The 17,344-nt window shown below is 74.7% G+C and carries 14 protein-coding genes; 8 read left to right on the top strand and 6 right to left on the bottom strand.

Annotated features, from left to right (window positions below):
• Positions 1-69: 69 nt before the first annotated feature.
• Genes ACLQ14_RS09090 through ACLQ14_RS09070 form a run of 5 tightly spaced genes read left to right on the top strand, consistent with a single transcriptional unit; the run spans position 70 to position 5,885 of the window.
• Positions 70-1,107 carry a carbohydrate ABC transporter permease gene (locus ACLQ14_RS09090; protein WP_425812133.1) on the top strand — a complete coding sequence of 346 codons (1,038 nt, stop codon included), beginning with the start codon at positions 70-72 and terminating at the stop codon, positions 1,105-1,107.
• The gene (locus ACLQ14_RS09085; protein WP_425812131.1) at positions 1,104-2,018 is read left to right on the top strand and encodes a carbohydrate ABC transporter permease; all 915 of its coding nucleotides are present in this window, start codon (positions 1,104-1,106) and stop codon (positions 2,016-2,018) included. The genes ACLQ14_RS09090 and ACLQ14_RS09085 overlap by 4 nt, the downstream gene beginning before the upstream one ends.
• Positions 2,015-3,574, top strand: coding sequence for a GH1 family beta-glucosidase (locus tag ACLQ14_RS09080; protein ID WP_425812129.1), 1,560 nt, complete (start codon positions 2,015-2,017; stop codon positions 3,572-3,574). Before ACLQ14_RS09085 ends, ACLQ14_RS09080 begins: the two co-directional genes overlap by 4 nt.
• 42 nt (positions 3,575-3,616) lie before the next feature.
• On the top strand, positions 3,617-4,639 hold the full coding sequence (locus ACLQ14_RS09075) for a LacI family DNA-binding transcriptional regulator (RefSeq protein ID WP_425812127.1): 1,023 nt from the start codon (positions 3,617-3,619) through the stop codon (positions 4,637-4,639).
• Between the two features lie 40 nt (positions 4,640-4,679).
• Complete coding sequence (locus ACLQ14_RS09070) at positions 4,680-5,885, top strand: DNA glycosylase AlkZ-like family protein (protein WP_425812125.1); 1,206 nt, start codon at positions 4,680-4,682, stop codon at positions 5,883-5,885.
• A gap of 6 nt (positions 5,886-5,891) precedes the next feature.
• Here the strand turns inward: ACLQ14_RS09070 and ACLQ14_RS09065 are convergent, their stop codons facing one another.
• Positions 5,892-9,392 (bottom strand): proline dehydrogenase family protein, encoded by a 3,501-nt coding sequence (locus tag ACLQ14_RS09065; protein WP_425812123.1) that lies wholly within the window; start codon positions 9,390-9,392, stop codon positions 5,892-5,894.
• An 88-nt stretch (positions 9,393-9,480) separates the two neighbouring features.
• On the opposite strand from ACLQ14_RS09065, the gene ACLQ14_RS09060 reads away from it, so the two are divergent.
• Both ACLQ14_RS09060 and ACLQ14_RS09055 read left to right on the top strand, forming a co-directional pair.
• Positions 9,481-10,275, top strand: coding sequence for an aldo/keto reductase (locus ACLQ14_RS09060; RefSeq protein ID WP_425812121.1), 795 nt, complete (start codon positions 9,481-9,483; stop codon positions 10,273-10,275).
• Between the two features lie 176 nt (positions 10,276-10,451).
• Entirely contained in the window at positions 10,452-11,723 is a 1,272-nt protein-coding gene (locus tag ACLQ14_RS09055; RefSeq protein WP_425812860.1) for a Glu/Leu/Phe/Val family dehydrogenase, read from the top strand.
• A 39-nt stretch (positions 11,724-11,762) separates the two neighbouring features.
• Here the strand turns inward: ACLQ14_RS09055 and ACLQ14_RS09050 are convergent, their stop codons facing one another.
• Together ACLQ14_RS09050 and ACLQ14_RS09045 are read right to left on the bottom strand one after the other, a co-directional pair.
• On the bottom strand, positions 11,763-12,371 hold the full coding sequence (locus ACLQ14_RS09050; RefSeq protein WP_425812119.1) for a maleylpyruvate isomerase N-terminal domain-containing protein: 609 nt from the start codon (positions 12,369-12,371) through the stop codon (positions 11,763-11,765).
• 3 nt (positions 12,372-12,374) lie between these two features.
• Entirely contained in the window at positions 12,375-13,274 is a 900-nt protein-coding gene (locus ACLQ14_RS09045) for a sulfurtransferase (RefSeq protein ID WP_425812117.1), read from the bottom strand.
• A 178-nt stretch (positions 13,275-13,452) separates the two neighbouring features.
• Between ACLQ14_RS09045 and ACLQ14_RS09040 the strand changes: the two genes are divergently transcribed.
• A complete protein-coding gene (locus ACLQ14_RS09040) occupies positions 13,453-14,256 on the top strand; it encodes an ABC transporter ATP-binding protein (RefSeq protein ID WP_425812115.1) in 804 nt (267 codons plus the stop codon).
• A 308-nt stretch (positions 14,257-14,564) separates the two neighbouring features.
• Here the strand turns inward: ACLQ14_RS09040 and hemQ are convergent, their stop codons facing one another.
• The 3 genes from hemQ to ACLQ14_RS09025 all read right to left on the bottom strand — a co-directional run bounded on the left by hemQ (position 14,565) and on the right by ACLQ14_RS09025 (position 17,291).
• Positions 14,565-15,347 (bottom strand): hydrogen peroxide-dependent heme synthase, encoded by a 783-nt coding sequence (gene hemQ, locus ACLQ14_RS09035; protein WP_425812113.1) that lies wholly within the window; start codon positions 15,345-15,347, stop codon positions 14,565-14,567.
• Between the two features lie 25 nt (positions 15,348-15,372).
• A complete protein-coding gene (locus ACLQ14_RS09030; protein WP_425812111.1) occupies positions 15,373-16,506 on the bottom strand; it encodes a ferrochelatase in 1,134 nt (377 codons plus the stop codon).
• Positions 16,507-16,577: 71 nt separating this feature from the next.
• Complete coding sequence (locus ACLQ14_RS09025; protein ID WP_425812109.1) at positions 16,578-17,291, bottom strand: hypothetical protein; 714 nt, start codon at positions 17,289-17,291, stop codon at positions 16,578-16,580.
• Positions 17,292-17,344: the final 53 nt, after the last annotated feature.

Raw genomic sequence — 17,344 nt, 5'->3', positions numbered from 1 at the left:
GGGGCCCGGTCCGGCGCACGCCGGACCGGGCCTCCGGCCCGTCGTCCACACGTCCCAGAGGAAGAATCCATGACCGCCCTGTCCACCGCACCCGCGCCCCAGCGCGTCGGTCCGCCCGAGAAGCGGCGCCGGCGGCTCGGGTTCTCCCAGCGCATGAGCCGCTGGGACGTGAAGGTCTCGCCCTACCTGTACATCTCGCCGTTCTTCATCATCTTCGCCATCACGGGCCTCTTCCCGCTGCTCTACACGGGTTGGGTGTCGCTGCACCACTGGACGCTCATCGGCGGCGACGCGGGCTACACCGGCTTCGACAACTTCACCGCGGTGTTCCAGCAGAGCGAGTTCTGGCTCTCGCTGCGCAACACCTTCATGATCTTCGTGCTGTCGAGCGTGCCGCAGGTGATCATCGCGATCATCCTGGCGGCGCTCCTCAACCAGAACATCCGCGCCAAGACCTTCTGGCGCATGGGCGTGCTGATCCCCTACATCGTCGCCCCCGTCGCGGTCGGCCTCATCTTCGGCCAGCTCTTCGCCGACCAGTACGGCGTCATCAACACCGCGCTCCACGCGATCGGCCTCCCCAAGATCGGCTGGCACAAGGACACGTTCGCGAGCTGGACCGCCATCGCGACCATGGTCAACTTCCGCTGGATCGGCTACAACACGCTGATCTTCCTGGCTGCGATGCAGGCTGTCCCGAGCGACCTCTACGAGGCCGCCGTCCTCGACGGCGCCGGGCGCGCGCGCCAGTTCTTCTCGATCACGCTCCCGCAGATCCGCGCCACGCTCATCTTCGTCATCATCACGTCGACCATCGGCGGCCTGCAGATCTTCGACGAGCCCCGCACGTTCGACGTGGCCGGCACGGGTGGCCCGAGCCACCAGTGGGAGACCACGACGATGTATCTGTGGAACCTCGGCTGGGGTCCGCAGCAGAACCTCGGCCGCGCCGCAGCGGTCGCGTGGCTGCTGTTCGTCGTCATCGTGATCTTCGCCCTCATCAACTACGTCATCTCGTCGCGGATCTCGACGTCCGAGGCACGCCGCGGCAAGAAGAAGCAGGGCGCCCGACGCCGCCCGTCCGACCGGAAGGGGGCCACCCGATGAGCTCCGTGGCCATGACCGCCCAGACCGCCGGCAAGGGCGCCGCCCGCCGGGCCGCCCGCCGCCGTAGCGGCGGCGGGTTCGGCGCCGAGCGCCGCCCGCGCTGGCTGACCTACACGATCCTCGCGCTCGTCGTGCTCGTGTCGATCGCGCCGCTCTACTACACGCTGATCCTCGGCTCGTCCGACCAGACGACGATCTCGCAGCACGTCATCCCGCAGTGGCTGCCCGACGCGAGCCTGTTCGACCGGTTCAGCGACGTCATCAACAGCGGCTCCTTCGACTTCATGAAGGCGCTCACGAACTCGATCATCATCTCGGTCGTCACGTCCGTCTCGGTCGTGCTCTTCTCGACGCTCGCGGGCTTCTCGTTCGCGAAGCTGCGGTTCAAGGGCCGCCGCGCGCTGCTCGTGTTCGTCATCGCCACCACGGCGGTCCCGACCCAGCTCGGCGTCATCCCGCTGTGGATCGTCGTCACGAAGCTCGGCTGGCAGAACCAGATCCAGGCGGTCATCATCCCCGTCCTGGTCTCGGCGTTCGGCGTGTTCTGGATGACGCAGTACCTCGAGTCGGCGCTGCCGTACGAGCTCATCGAGGCCGCGCGTGTCGACGGCGCGTCGATGATCCGCACGTTCTGGTCGATCGCGATGCCCGCCGCGCGCCCCGCGGCCGCGATGCTCGCGCTGTTCACGTTCATCCAGCAGTGGACCAACTTCTTCTGGCCCTCGATCGTGCTGTCCCAGGACAACGCGACGCTGCCCGTCGTCGTGAAGCTCCTGCAGGGCAGCTTCCACACCGACTACTCGCTGGTCATGGCGGGCGTGTTCCTCACGACCGTGCCGCTGATCATCGTGTTCATCCTCGCCGGGCGCCAGCTCGTGGCCGGCATCATGCAAGGAGCTGTCAAGGGATGACCCCCCGACCCACGACCACCGGCCCGCTCGCCTCCGGGCTGGCACACCCCGGCCTGTCCGCGCTGCCGACGGCGACCCCGTCCGACGCCACCGTGCGGATGCCCGACGGGTTCCTCTGGGGCGCGGCGACCGCGGCCTACCAGATCGAGGGAGCCGCCCACGTCGACGGGCGCACCGACTCGATCTGGGACGCGTTCGCCCGCGTGCCGGGGGCGGTCGTGGGCGGCGAGGACGGCGAGGTCGCGTGCGACCACTACCACCGCTACGCCGACGACGTGGCCCTCATGGCCGGCCTGGGGCTCGGCACCTACCGGTTCTCCACGTCGTGGTCGCGCGTGCGGCCCGACGGCGGGCCCGTCAACGCCAAGGGCCTCGACTTCTACTCGCGCCTCGTCGACGAGCTCCTCGACCACGAGATCCTCCCCTGGGTCACGCTCTATCACTGGGACCTGCCGCAGGCCCTCGAGGAGCACGGCGGCTGGACGAACCGCGACACGGCCTACCGGTTCGCCGAGTACGCCGCCGACGTGCACGACGCGCTCGGCGACCGGGTCGGCGTCTGGACGACGCTCAACGAGCCGTGGTGCTCGTCGTTCCTCAGCTACACGGCCGGCGCGCACGCCCCCGGGCGCCGCTCCCGCGAGGCCGGCCTCGCGGCCGCGCACCACCTCATGCTGGGCCACGGCCTCGCGACGGCCGAGCTGCGCCGTCGGGCGCCGAGCGCGAACCTGGGGATCACGCTCAACCTCACGGTCACCGACCCCGTGGACCCCACGGACGAGCGCGACCGCGACGCGGCCCGCCGCATCGACGCGCAGTTCAACCGGGTGTTCCTCGACCCGATCCTGCGCGGCGCCTACCCCGCCGACCTGCTGACCGACCTCGCGGAGGTCGGCCTGGACGGGGCGGTCGACGACGTCGTGCACGACGGCGACCTGGGCGTGATCTCCACGCCCATCGACACGCTCGGCGTGAACTACTACCACGGCGAGGCGGTCTCCTACCGGGCGCCGGAGCGCGAGCTCCACGGCAGCGCCCCGGTCTCCCGCCCGACGTCGTCGCCCTACCCGGCGGCCGACGGCGTGCAGGTGCACCCGCGCCCCCTGCCCGTCACGGCGCAGGACTGGGAGGTCCAGCCCGAGGGCCTCACCCGCCTGCTGGTGCGCGTCCACGAGGAGTACACGGCGGAGCGCGGCATCGCCCTCTACGTGACGGAGAACGGCGCCGCGTACGACGACGTCGTCGCGGAGGACGGCTCGGTCGACGACCAGGACCGGCTCGCGTTCGTCGACCTGCACCTGCGGGCCATCCACGACGCGATCACTGCGGGCGTCGACGTGCGCGGCTACTTCGCGTGGTCGCTCATGGACAACTACGAGTGGGCGTGGGGCTACTCGAAGCGCTTCGGCGTCGTCCGGGTCGACTACGAGACGCAGGAGCGGACCGTGAAGGCTTCCGGCCAGTGGTACGCGGACATCGCCCGGACCGGCGTGATCCCGCCGCTGCCGGCCGCGAGCCTGGCCGCGCTCGACCGTCCGTCCGACACGCAGGGATGACACCGGTTGTTCCCGGGACTCGGACGACGGGATGATGCACGGGTGAGCAACGACCGCCACAGCACTGCGCCGACCCTGGAAGAGGTCGCGCTGGCCGCGGGCGTGTCACGCTCCACCGCGTCGCGCGCCATCAACGGCGGCGACCGCGTCTCCCCCGAGGCCCAGGCCGCCGTCGACGACGCCGTCGCCCGGCTCGGCTACACGCCGAACCGGGCGGCGCGCTCGCTCGTGACCCGACGGACCGGGTCGATCGCGCTCGTCATCCCCGAGCCGGACGGGCGCGTGCTCGCGGACCCGTTCCTCGCGGGCACGCTGCGCGGCGTCGGGCACGCCCTGGACCCGACCGACCTCCAGCTCGTGCTGCTCATCGCCCGGCCGGGCGAGCACGCGGGCCGGATCGCCCGGTACCTCAAGGGCGGGCACGTCGACGGCGCGATCATCGCGTCGCACCACCAGGGCGACGAGCTGGAGAACGCGATCCTCGCCGCGCAGCTGCCGGCGGTGTTCATCGGCCGCCCCGCGGTGCTCGCGGAGTCGCTGGTGTACGTGGACGTCGACAACGTCGCCGCAGCCCGGCGGGCCACCCAGCGGCTCGTCGACGCCGGTCGCAAGCGGATCGCCACCATCGCGGGGCCGCTCGACATGTCGGTGGGCTCGGACCGTCTGGAGGGCTGGCGCGCCGCGCTGACCGACGCTCGACTCGACGTCACGGCCAGCGCCGACGGCGACTTCACGCTCACGGGCGGCGCGATCGCGATGCAGCGCCTGCTCGACGACCACCCCGACCTCGACGGCGTCTTCGCGGCCTCCGACCTCATGGCGCAGGGCGCGCTGCGGGTCCTGCAGTCCGCGGGCCGCCGCGTGCCCGGCGACGTGTCGGTCGTCGGCTTCGACGACCTCGGGGTCGCGGCCGCCACCACGCCGCCGCTCACGACGCTGCGCAACCCCGTCGAGCAGATGGCGCGGACCGCGACGAACGTGCTCCTCGACGAGCTCGAGGGCCGCGGGCGTGCGACCCGGCCGATCCTCTACCCGGCCGAGCTGGTCGAGCGCGCCTCCGTCTGAGGCACCCGGAACCGTGGGTGGCGGACCCTAGGCTGCCGGCATGGCCGACGCGGACCTCGAACGACCGACGCTGACCCGCCGCGACGTGCTCGCGTTCCGGTGGCGGGCGCAGGGCCTCGACGCCGAGCCGGGGTCCGTCCGTGATCTCGACGCGCTCCCCGTGCTCGACCTCGGCGTCCAGGACACAGGCGGCGACGGGGCGCTGTGGGCGCTCGTCGCGCGCGGGCTCGCGGCGCAGGACGACGATCCGTGGGCCGGCCTCGCGCTGGCGTGGACCCTGCGCGGCGCGCCCCACGCCTACCGGCGACGCGACCTGGCGGACGTCGCCGTCGCCACCTCGCCGTTCTCGCCCGCCGACGCCGCGAAGCGCGTGTTCGACGCCGCCAGGCCGCTGCGCGCGGCCGGCGTCCCGGTGCTGGACTCGCTGCGCGAGATCGCCGCGCTCGAGCGGGAGCTCGTCGCCGAGCCCACCGTCAAGGGCGAGCTGTCCACGCGGCTCACGCCCCTGCTCCGGCCCGAGCAGGTCCGCTGGTGCAACCCGTGCCAGGCGACGCACTCGTGGGAGATGCCGTTCCGGCTCGCCGCGCTCCACGCCGGCCTCGAGCTCGAGCCCGGCACGTCCCCGCCCGTGCTCCGGCGGGCGCCAGGCCTCGCGCCGGCGGGATTCGCCCGCACGGCCGCCGACGCGGAGCCACGGTTCGACGTCGTGCGGGCCTACCTCCGGCTCTTCGGGCCCGCCACGGTCCGCGAGATCGCCGCGTACGTCGACGCGCCGCCGCGCGACGTCGAGGCGCACCGGCCCGACGACGCCGTCGAGGTGGCGGTGGCCGACGTCGAGCCGACCCGGCTACGCGGCAGGCCGGAGCCTCGCTGGATGCTCGCCGACGACCCCGCGCGCGCCCGCGCTGCGGGCGAGTCCTCGGCGAGCGACTCCGATGCTCGTGCCGGCCGCGTGCACCTCCTCGGCCCGTTCGACCCGTACCTGCAGCTCCGCGACCGCGCGACGCTCGTGCCCGACACCGGCCGGCAGAAGGACCTGTGGCGGACGCTGGGACGTCCGGGCGCGCTCGCGTCCGGCGGCGAGGTGCTGGGAACCTGGCGTCCTCGCACGTCCGGGCGGCGGCTGACCGTGCGCGTCGAGCCCTGGGCGCCGCTCGACGCCGTGACGTGGGCGGCCGTGGATGAGGACGCGGAACGGCTCGCCGCGTTCCGCGGGGTCACCCTCGCAGGCGTCGAGCGAGGCTGACGCCCCTCAGCGCGGCTGCACGTGCCCGTAGCGGTGACGCGTGCGGCTCACGGCCTGCTCGCGCAGCACGGCCAGCAGCTCACGCTCACCGCTCGCGACCACCGGCTGGTCGAGCACCGTCACCTCACCCGCGCGGGCCGCGGCGGCGTCCCGCAGCCCCGGCGCCCGCCCGACGACGCGCACACGTCCGCGGATCTCCCCCGCCGCCACCCGCGCGGCGAACGCGTCGTCCGCCTCGCCCGGGCCACCCGCAAGGGCGGGCACGGTGCTCACCACGGCGGGGACGCCGGCGGTCCGGGCAGCGTGCAGCACGCGGCGCAGCTCGACGTCCTGCGCGCCGTCGCCGACCCGGACCGTGAGGACGTCCACCGGGCGGTAGCGCAGCGCGTTCTCCTCGGACCTCAGGCCGGACGGGTCGTGGGCGCGCGAGAACACCGCGTCCCACGCCCGGACGTCGTCGGCCTCCGCCCAGGCGAGCCACGCCTCGGGCTCGTCGTCGCGCGGGGGCACGGGGCCGCCGTCGGGCACGAGCGCGTCCCGCCACGCGCCGAGCTGCGCCACGTAGTGCGGCCCGCCCGCCTTCGCGCCCGGCCCGACGACGCTCGCCTTCCACCCGCCGAAGGGCTGGCGCCGCACGATCGCGCCCGTGATGTGGCGGTTCACGTAGGCGTTGCCGGCCTCCACGCGGTCGAGCCAGTGCTCGACCTCGGCGTCGTCGAGCGAGTGGATCCCGGCCGTGAGGCCGAAGTCGACGCCGTTCTGCAGGTCGATCGCCTCGTCCAGCGTGGCGGCCGTCATGATCCCGAGCACCGGCCCGAAGCACTCGGTGCGGTGGAACCACGACCCGGGCGCGACGCCCTCCTTGAGGCCGGGGGTCCACAGGCGGGCGTCGCGGTCGACGTCGAGCGCGCGGGGGCGGACGAGCCAGCGCTCGCCGTCGTCGAGCGTGGTCAGCGCGCGCAGGAGCTTGCCCTCCGCGGGCTCCGTGAGCGGCCCCATGACGGTGCCGAGGTCCGTCGGAGGCCCGACCGCGAGCGAGCCGACGGCGTCGACGAGCTGGCGGCGCAGCCGCGCCCCCGTCGGGGTCCGGCGGTCCCCCGCGGCGCCGACGAGGATGACGAGCGAGGCCGCCGAGCACTTCTGGCCCGCGTGCCCGAACGCGGAGCGCACGACGTCGGCGACGGCGAGGTCGGGGTCCGCGGCCGGCGTCACGACGATCGCGTTCTTGCCCGACGTCTCGGCGAGCACGTCCAGGTCGGGGCGCCACGAGGCGAACAGCCGCGCGGTCTCGATCGAGCCCGTCAGGACGACGCGCGCCACGTCGGGATGCGTGATCAGCCGGCGGCCCGGGGTGTCGTCGCCCTCGCCGTCGGCGAGGCGGACGAGCTGCACGAGGTCCGGGTCGGCGCCGCACTCGGCGAGCGCAGCGCGCACGGCGTCGACGACGACCTCGTAGCACCGCGGCGTCGGGTGGGCGGGCTTCGCGATCACGGCCGAGCCGGCCGCGAGCGCCGCCAGGACGCCGCCCGCCGGGATCGAGACCGGGAAGTTCCACGGGGGCGTCACCAGCGTGACGCCCCGCGGCTCGAACACCGCGCCCCGGACCGCGTCCGGGCGGGCCGGGTCGAGGCGCTCGGCCGAGCCCGCGTACCACCGCGCGAAGTCCACGGCCTCGCTGACCTCGGGGTCGGCCTCGGCGACCGTCTTGCCCGGCTCGTGGACCATCGCCGCGACCAGGTCGGAGCGCGCGGCCTCGAGGTGCCGCGCGGCGACCCGCAGCACGTGCGCCCGCTCGGACGGCGGCGTCGTCGCCCACGCCGGCGCCAGGCGGGTCGCGCGGTCCACGACCTCGTCGACCTGCGCCGTCGTCGTGAGCGGGACGGTGCGGGGAACGCCCGCCTCGAGGGAGTCGCGGGAGACGATCTCGGCCGCCCACGCCCGCGCGGCCGCGACGGCGGGGTCGGTGTCGGGGGCGTTGGCGAACCCCTCCCCCGAGCCGTCAGGAGCTCGTGACGCTCGAGGCTCACCAGGTTCTGACAGGTCGGGTTCGGGGCGGGGGCGACGGCGTGGGGTGAGGTCCTCGGCGGTGGTCGCGGCAGCCCGCCCGACGGCGACGCGGAACGCGCGCTCCTGGCCCGGGATCCCGCCGCTCGCCCCGCCCGCCGGCCCGCCGTCGCCCGCGAACATGGCGTGCAGGAAGTTCTGGGGCGCGGCGTTCTCGTCGAGCCGCCGGACGAGGTACGAGATCGCGACGTCGAAGTCCTCGTCCCGCACGACGGGCGTGTACAGGACGACCCGCCCTCCGCGTACACCGCCGGCGCCGTCGGGCTGACGGTCGCGCGCGACCTCGTCCCGGACCGCCCGCGCCTCGGCGGGAGCCATGCCCTGCAGCATCTCGACGTCGAGGGCGTCGGTCACCCCGCGGGCCCGCGCGAGCCCGACCGCGTAGGCGACGTGGAACAGGTTGTGGCTCGCGCACCCGATCCGGACGCCCAGGGTGCGGGCCGGGTCGAGCGCACGGACGAGGAGCCGGACGTAGTTCGCGTCGGTCTCCTCCTTGGTGTCGTAGGGCGCCGACGCCCAGTCGTGCTGCTCCGCCTCGACGTGCTCCATCGCGAGGTTGGCGCCCTTGACCAGCCGCACCTTGATGCGCGCCCCGCCCCGCTCGACGCGGTGCAGCGCGAACGCCGTCAGGTCGTCCAGCGCCGCGACGGCGTCGGGCAGGTACGCCTGCAGGACGATCCCCGCCTCGTACCCGAGCAGCTCGTCGCGGCCCAGCAGGTCCTCGAACACCGCGACCGTGAGGGCCAGGTCGCGGTACTCCTCCATGTCGAGGTTGACGAACGTCCCCGCGTCGCGCGCCGCGCGGAACAGGGGCAGCAGCCGCTCGACGACGCGCTCGCGAGACCCGTCGAGGTCCCACGTGACGAGCTGCGCCGCGACCGACGACACCTTGACCGACACGTAGTCCACCGACGGCCGCCGCACGAGCTCGACGGTCCGGGCCAGCCGGGCGCGCGCCTCGTCGTCGCCCAGCACGGCCTCGCCGAGCAGGTTGACGTTGAGCCCGAAGCCCTGCGCGCGGGTCCGGGCGAGGTGCGCGTCCAGCCCGGGACCGGCGTCGGCGACGAGGTGCCCGACGAGCTGCCGCAGCCGGCGACGCGCGGCCGGCACGACGACGCGCGGCGCGGCCGGCGCGAGCCCGGCCCCCGTCTGCAGCGCCAGTCGGTCCACGGGACCGAGGAAGCTGGAGCCGTCCCGCCCGACGCCGGACGCCAGCCCGCCCAGGCGCGCGAGGCCCCGCGCGGCGACGTCGAGGTCGAGGGGGCGGGCGACGTCGTCGACGAACCGCAGCGCCAGCTCGAGGCCCGCCGGGTCGGAGACGAGGGCGCCCAGCCGGTCGGCGGTCCGCTGCTCGCGGCGCACCCCGCCTCCCGACTCGGCCCGCGCCCGGGCGAGCCAGGCGTGAGCGCGGCGGACGGCGTCGTCGACCAGAGGCTGCGTCATCCGCCCAGCGTGCCGCGCGCGCGGCCCGGCTGCACGTCGCGACGGCTCGGCGTGCGAAGCCCCTCGCCGCGGGGGTGAAGATGGAGCCATGGCACCAACCCCTGCACCGGTCCCCACGATCCCTCGCGTCTCCCTGCCCGGCGGCGACATCCCGCTGCTCGGCCTCGGCACGTGGCAGTCCGAGGGCGACGACGCGTACCGCGCCGTCCTGCACGCCCTCGAGGCCGGCTACCGGCACGTCGACACCGCGACGGGCTACGGCAACCAGACCCAGGTCGGGCGCGCGCTGGCCGAGTCGGCGGTCCCTCGCGACGACGTGTTCGTGACGACCAAGCTGCCGCCCAGCAAGGCCGACGCCGTCCGCCAGACCCTCGAGGAGTCCCTCGAGCAGCTCGGCACCGACCACCTCGACCTGTGGCTCATCCACTGGCCCCCGGACGGCGCGGCGCGCCCCGACGTGTGGGAGCAGTTCGTCGCGGCGCGCGACGAGGGGCTCGTGCGGTCGATCGGCGTGAGCAACTACTCGGTCGCGCAGATCGACGAGCTGGTCGCGGCGACCGGCGAGGCGCCCGCGATCGACCAGATCCCCTGGAGCCCCACCGACTACGACGCGGGCCTCGTGGCCGCGCTGCGCGAGCGCGGCGTCGTCCTCGAGGGGTACAGCCCGTTCAAGCGCACCGACCTCGACGCCCCCGCGCTCACGGAGATCGCCGCGGCGCACGGCGTGAGCACCACCCAGGTCGTCCTGCGCTGGCACCTCGACCACGGCTTCGTCGCCATCCCGAAGTCCGTGCGCCCCGACCGGATCGACGCCAACCTCGACGTCACCGGCTTCACGCTCGACGCCGACGAGCTCGCCCGCATCGACGCGCTGGGCGTCTGACGCGGCGCGCCGCGGGGCCCGTGCGGATCGCGCGGGGCCCCCGCGCGTCGGGCACCCCGGCGGCGAGGGCCGGGGCGATACCGTGGTCCCGAGCCGCAGACCCCGCGGCGCGCCACCGCGACCGACGCCCCGACCGGGCGCGGCGCACCCAGGCCTCAGGAGAAGCCGCAGAGATGATGACGACGCCGTCACGCCCGTTCCGCTCCGACAACCCCGCCCTCGACAACGCGCTCGGCCAGCTCGCCGGCGCCGTCGAGATCCTGGGGTACCACGTCGGCATCCACGAGACCCTCGCGACCCCGCGCCGCGAGATCAACGTCGCCGTGCCCCTCCGCCGTGACGACGGCCACGTGCAGGTGTACCGGGGCCACCGGGTCCAGCACAACGTCTCCCGAGGACCCGGCAAGGGCGGCCTCCGGTTCCACCCGAGCGTCGACATCGACGAGGTGCGCGCGCTCGCGATGCTCATGACCTGGAAGTGCGCCGTCGTCGACCTGCCCTACGGCGGCGCGAAGGGCGGGATCGACATCGACCCGGCCGAGCACAGCGTCGCCGAGCTGGAGCGCGTGACCCGCCGGTACACGAGCGAGATCATGCCGCTCATCGGCCCGACGCAGGACATCATGGCGCCCGACATGGGCACCGGCGAGCGCGAGATGGCGTGGGTCATGGACACCTACTCCGTCAACGTCGGGCACACCATCCCCGCCGTCGTCACCGGCAAGCCGCTCGCCATCGGCGGGTCGCGGGGGCGCGGGACGGCGACCGCCCGCGGGATCTTCCACGTCGCCGACGCCGCGATGACCCACGAGGGCCAACGCATCAAGGGCTCGCGGGTCGCGGTCCAGGGCTTCGGCAAGGTCGGCGCGAACGCCGCCAAGATCTTCTCCGACGAGGGCGCCGTCGTCACGCACGTGTCCGACGCGTTCGGCGCCGTGCGCAACGACGAGGGCCTCGACGTCCGGGCGCTGCTCGAGCACGTCGCGGCCACCGGGTCCGTGGTCGGGTTCGACCGGGCCGACGCCGCCGACGGGGCCTCCGTGCTCACCGCGGACGTGGACGTCCTGGTGCCCGCCGCCGTCGACTCGGTGATCACGGCCGACAACGCCTCGGACGTCAAGGCCCGGTTCGTCGTCGAGGGCGCGAACGGGCCCACGACCCAGGAGGCCGACACGATCCTCGGCAAGAACGGCGTCACCGTGGTGCCCGACATCCTCGCCAACGCCGGCGGCGTCGTCGTGTCCTACTTCGAGTGGGTCCAGGCGAACCAGACGTACTGGTGGACCGACGCCGAGATCGAGGACCGGCTCGCCGGTCGGATGCGGTCGTCGTACGCGGAGGTCGCGCGCCACGCGCACGACCACGGGCTCACGCTGCGCGACGCCGCCCTCGTCATCGGCGTGCAGCGCGTCGCCGACGCGCACCGCCTGCGCGGCCTCTACCCCTGATCGGGGCGTTGCCGCGCGGGTTCCGGCCGGGCCGCGCGCTCAGACGAGGCTGAATCCGGGCGGCAGGGTGCCGCGGCCGAGCAGCGCGTCGAGGACGACGCCCGCCCGGCCCGAGTCGACCGCCACCTCGGCGGCGAGCAGCGCGACCGCCCGGAGGAGCGTCGTCGGGACGTCGAGCTCGAGGTCGAGCGCGCGGGCCAGGTCGCGACTGTGGACGACGAGCTCGAGGACCCGGGTCGGCAGGTAGTCACGCACGCGGATCCCGCCGACGATGCTCCCCATGACGTCGTCGGGCTCGACCTCGTCGAGTCGGGCCAGCGCGCGGGCCCGGAGGCCCTGGACGGCGCCGAGCGGGTCGTCCCCGAGCGCCAGGCCGGCGGCGCGCCCCCGCTCGTCGACCGCGCCGGGATCGCTCGCCGCGAGGACCGCCGTCGTCGCCACGTAGTAGCCGGCGGCGGACTCGGCCGCGACGGAGGGCGGCCGCTCGTCGAGGTAGGCCAGCACCGTGACGAACGAGCGGCTCGTGTGCCCGACCAGGTCCCGCACGTCCCACGCACCGAGCGCCGGGCGGTGCCAGGCGCCGTCGGGCACGCGGGCGACGAGCCCCACGAACAGGGCCCCGGCCTCCTCGTAGAACGCGTCGCGCACGGCTCAGGCCCCCGTGGCCGCGGGGAGCGTCGTCGCCGCGTACTGCGACCAGCTGCCCGGGTAGAGGCGCGCCCGCCCGAGTCCCGCCTGCTCGAGCGCGAGCAGCGTGTGGCACGCGGTCACCCCCGACCCGCACATCGAGACGACGTCGCCCGCCTCGACCGCCGCGGCGGTCACCCCGGCCGCGGCGAACCGCTCGCGCAGCGTCCCGACGGGCAGCAGGTGCCCCCGCTCGTCGACGTTCTCGCGGCACGGGACGCTCGCCGCCCCCGGCACGTGCCCGACGCGCGGGTCGACGTCCGCTCCCTCGCCGCGGTACCGCTCGGCCGGGCGGGCGTCGAGCACGACGGCCCGGTCGTCGCGCGTGCCGGGGGCGACGTCGTCGAGCGTGGCCAACAGCTCGACGGGCCACGCTCGCGGCGTGAACGTCGCGGGTTCGCGCGCGACGACGTCGGTCGTGACGCCGCCCGCCCACGCACGGACCTCGGGAGCGAAGAACCCGCCGTCGAGCAGCGCGGCCTCGTGACCGAGCGCGCGGAGCATCCAGACCAGCCGGGCGGCGATCACGCCGCCCGCGTCGTCGTAGGCGACGACGGTCGTGTCGTCGCCGATGCCCACCGACCCCATGCCCCGCGCGAAGACCTCGGGTTGCGGCAGCGGGTGCCGGCCGTCGGTGGCGGTGGGCGGGCCGGCGAGCCACGCGTCGAGGTCCACGTACACCGCGCCGGGCAGGTGGCCCTCCGCGTAGGCGGCGTGGGCGGCCGAGCCGTCGGGGTCGGTCATGTACCAGCGCACGTCGGCGAGCACGACGTGCGCGCCGGTGCCGCCGCCGGGGGCGTGCGTGGCGAGCCAGGCGGCGTCGACGAGGGGCGGGATGCGGGGTGCGACGGCGTCGGAGCTCACGATCCGACCCTAGCGGTGCGGGCCGCCCGGCGGGCCCGTGCCCAGGGCTTCCGTCCCGTGGACGCCGACGACGCCGTCGGGGCAGGCTCGCTACCGTGGTCGCCGCGGGCGACGGCTCGTCGCACCGCCCCCGACGCTCCTCCGAGCGCCGCCGCCCTCCGTCGCACGAGGAGTCCCGGTGACCGACGCCGTCCTGCGCCTCGACCACGTGTCCGTGGTCCGCACGTCCAACGTCCTGCTCGACGACGTGACCCTCGAGGTCCGCGCCGGGGAGCACTGGGCGCTGCTCGGCCCCAACGGCGCCGGCAAGTCGACCATGCTCGGGCTCGTGGGCGCCCAGACCCACCCGACGCGCGGGACGGTGGACGTGCTCGGGCACCGCATCGGGCGGGTCGAGCTGCAGGCGCTGCGCCGCGAGATCGGGCACGTCGATCCCCGTCATCCCGTGCGCGGCCCGCTGACAGTCGACGAGGTCGTGCTCACGGGCCTCACCGGGACGAACCTCATGGTGATGCGGTGGGAGCCGTCCGACGAGCAGCGTGCCCACGCGCGCGAGCTGGTCGAGCAGCTCGGTCTGGCGGGCAAGGCGGGCCGACCGTGGGCTGTCCTGTCCCAGGGCGAGCGCGGGCGCGCCCTGATCGCGCGCGCCCTGGTCAACGAACCTCGCCTGCTCCTGCTCGACGAACCGGCGACCGGCCTCGACGTCGCCGCTCGCGAACAGCTCCTGGAGACCGTCGACCACCTGCACACGCTCTGGCCGAGCCTCGGGTCCGTGCTGGTGACCCACCACCTCGAGGAGCTCCCGGTCACGACGACGCACGCCGCCCTGCTGCGTCAGGGCCGCCTCGTGGCGACCGGCCCGTCCGACGACGTCCTCACGACCGAGCAGGTGAGCGCGACCTTCGACCACCCGATCCGGATCGCGCGCGAGCACGGCCGCTGGCGCGCGTCGTCGGGCCGGACGGCACTACCCACAGCCTGACGCCCCGTCATCGCAGGGGCGGCGGGGTCGGGGCGCTGGCGCGCAACCGCATGCTCGCCGAAGTACCCTCCCGAACGCCTACCTCGCGAAGTACCCCTCCGGGAGGCCTACCTCGCGAAGCAGCCGACGCCGTCGGGCACCCCGGGGAACGTGGGACGACGGCGCAAGGCGCGGGGCGGGGATGTCGCGCGCGGTCGTGGCTGGGTGGGCGGGAAGCCGAGCGAGGAACGAGCGAGGCGGATGGAAGACCGCGCGCGACGCCCCGCCCCGCGCCGCCCCAGCCGACGAAGCGCCGACCAACCGGGAGCTCAGGCGAGGGGCTGCTGAGCCGCCCACTCGACGAGGTCCACCCGCGGCCCGGTGTAGAACGGGATCTCCTCGCGCACGTGGAGCCGCGCGTCGACGGCGCGCAGGTCGCGCATGACGTCGACGATGCGGTGCAGCTCGTCGGCCTCGAAGGCGAGGATCCACTCGTAGTCGCCGAGCGCGAACGCGGACAGCGTGTTGGCGCGGACGTCCTTGTACGCGGCGGCGGCCATGCCGTGCTCGCGGAGCATCTTCGACCGCTCGGCGGGGTCGAGCAGGTACCACTCGTAGGACCGGACGAACGGGTAGACGCACGCGTAGTCGCGGGGGGCCTCGCCGGCGAGGAACGCGGGGACGTGCCCGCGGTTGAACTCGGCGGGCCGGTGCATCGCGGCGACGGACCAGACGGGCTCGAGCAGGCTGCCGAGCTCGGACGCGCGCAGCCGGTGGTAGGCGCCCTGGACCGACTCGATCGACGGCCCGTGCCACCAGACCATGAGGTCCGCGTCGGCCCGGAGGCCGGCGACGTCGTACCAGCCGCGCACCGTGAGCTCGCTCGTGGCGTCGGCGGGGTCGACGCCGTCCGCCGCTCCCCCGCCCACCGCGCGCTCGGCGGCGCGGACGAGGGCCTCGCGCGCGGCGTCGTCGGCGGGGAGCTCACCGGTGAGGGCGAACACGGAGTACATCGCGTAGCGGATGCCCTCGTTGATGGCGCGGGTGTCCACCGTCTCGCCGGTGTCGCCGTGGACGTGCTGGGCCGGGGACGCCCCGGTGCTGTCGCTCATCGTTGCCTCTCGGGATGCTGCCGGGTCAGGACTGAAGGTCGGTGCTGCACAGCGCCGGGATCCCCGACGGCTCGCCGTCGCGCCGCAGGCAGCAGCCGGGGGCGCACACGGACCGGAACGCCGGCAGCCCGCCGACGGTCGCCTCGTCGACGTCCTCGCCTCGCGCGATCGCGGCACGCTCGAGGAGCAGGTCGACGAGGCCTCCGACGAACGGCTGACGCGTGCCGACGGTGCCCGCGCGGACGGCGGTCATGCCGAGCCTGCCCGCGGTCTCGAGGGCCTCGGTGTCGAGGTCGTAGGCGACCTCCATGTGGTCGGAGACGAAGCCGATCGGCGACAGGACGACGTCACGGAGCCCGTCGCCCGCGAGCCTCTCGAGGTGGTCGTTGACGTCCGGCTCGAGCCAGGGCTGGCTGGGCGGCCCGGACCGCGAGCAGTAGGCGAGGTCCCACGGCACGTCGAAGCCGAGCCGCTCGGACACCTGGGCGGCGACGACGCCGGCCAGGTCCAGGTGCTGCTCGGAGTACGTCGCGTGGGAGATGCGCGACGCGGCCTCCATGGTGGTCGGGATGGAGTGGGTGACGAACACGACGCGCGCGGCACGCGGGTCGCCGCCCTTCGCGGCGAGCGCCTCGAAGCCCTCGACGACGGCGTCGACGTTCGCCTCCGCGAAGCCGGGGTGGTTGAAGTAGGACCGGATCTTGTCGAACTGGACGGTCGTCGAGCCCTCCGGCCCGAGCTTGCCGAGTCCGTCGAGCGTCACGGCGAGGTCCTCGCGGTACTGGCGGCAGCCGGAGTACGACGAGTAGGCGCTCGTGACGAGGACGACGGTGCGCTGCGCCCCGATCTCCTCGAGCTCGGCGACGGCGTCGCGGGTGTACGGCTCCCAGTTGCGGTTGCCCCACACGACGGGGAGGTCGAGGCCGCGCGCGGCGAGCTCCGCCTCGAGCGCCGCCTTGAGAGCGAGGTTCTGCTCGTTGATGGGGCTCTTGCCGCCGAACCCGTAGTAGTGCTCGCCGACCTCCTCGAGACGGGAGTCGGGGATCCCCTTGCCGGCGGTGACGTTCCGCAGGAACGGGACGACGTCCTCGGGCTTGTTGGGTCCGCCGAAGGAGTACAGGAGCAGCGCGTCGTACGGGGTGAGGCTCACGTCCAGCATCTTCCCACTCCGTCCGAGACCGGCCCGGTCCGAGCCGGACAACAGGGACGTGACATCGACACGACAGGGTGTCAGGTCCCCGGGGACGCCTCCGCGGCGCCCGCGCGGGCCCGCTGGTCGGCGTCGTGCAGGGCCCGGCGCAGACGCTCCTGCGCGCCCGGCTCCCACGGCCCGGAGACCGCCAGCGGGATCTCGGTGAGGTGCCGACGACGCGCGGCGGGGACGAGCGCGACCAGCCGGTCGGGGTCCTCCGCGGCCGTCCCGTAGAGGGCCGGTCCGTCCGCGTAGAAGGGGTCGGTCAGGACGAGCGTGCCGTCGGCCCGGCGCATGACGTTGCCCGGGTTGGTGTCCACCGGACCCCAGAACGGCTGCTCGGCGGCGCCCCGGGCGTGCACCGCCCGGACGTGTGCGGCGAGGGCCACGAGCTCCGGGTCGCCCTCGTCGAGCCGACGGTGGAAGTCCGCGGCCACGGGCGCCGGGACGGGCTCGAGGTGCTCCATGACGAGGAGCGACGCGCCGCCGTCGAGCGGAACGAGCCGCGCGTCGGACGGGACCCGTCCCGTCCCGGCGGCGGCCGCGTACAGGGCCGCGGTGTATCGCGCCGCAGGGTCGAACGGGCTGATCCGGGCGGCGTGCCGACGGGACGGCGACCGCAGCACCCACGCCCAGTCGCCCGCGCCGGCGAGCGTCCAGCCCGCGTCGAGCAGAAGGTCGCGCGCGGTCCGCCAGGACGTCGTCGGGCCGAGGCCGAGGGCGGCAGCGAGCTCGGGGTCGTCGGTCGGCACCTGGCCAGCGTAGGGGCGCGGGACAGGACGCGGACGCAACCGGGCCCGGCCGC

This window comes from Luteimicrobium sp. DT211 (genome assembly GCF_049844995.1).
GTDB lineage: Bacteria > Actinomycetota > Actinomycetes > Actinomycetales > Cellulomonadaceae > Luteimicrobium.
Note: the sequence above shows the minus strand (reverse complement) of the source record. Positions and strands in the feature narration are given on the sequence as shown.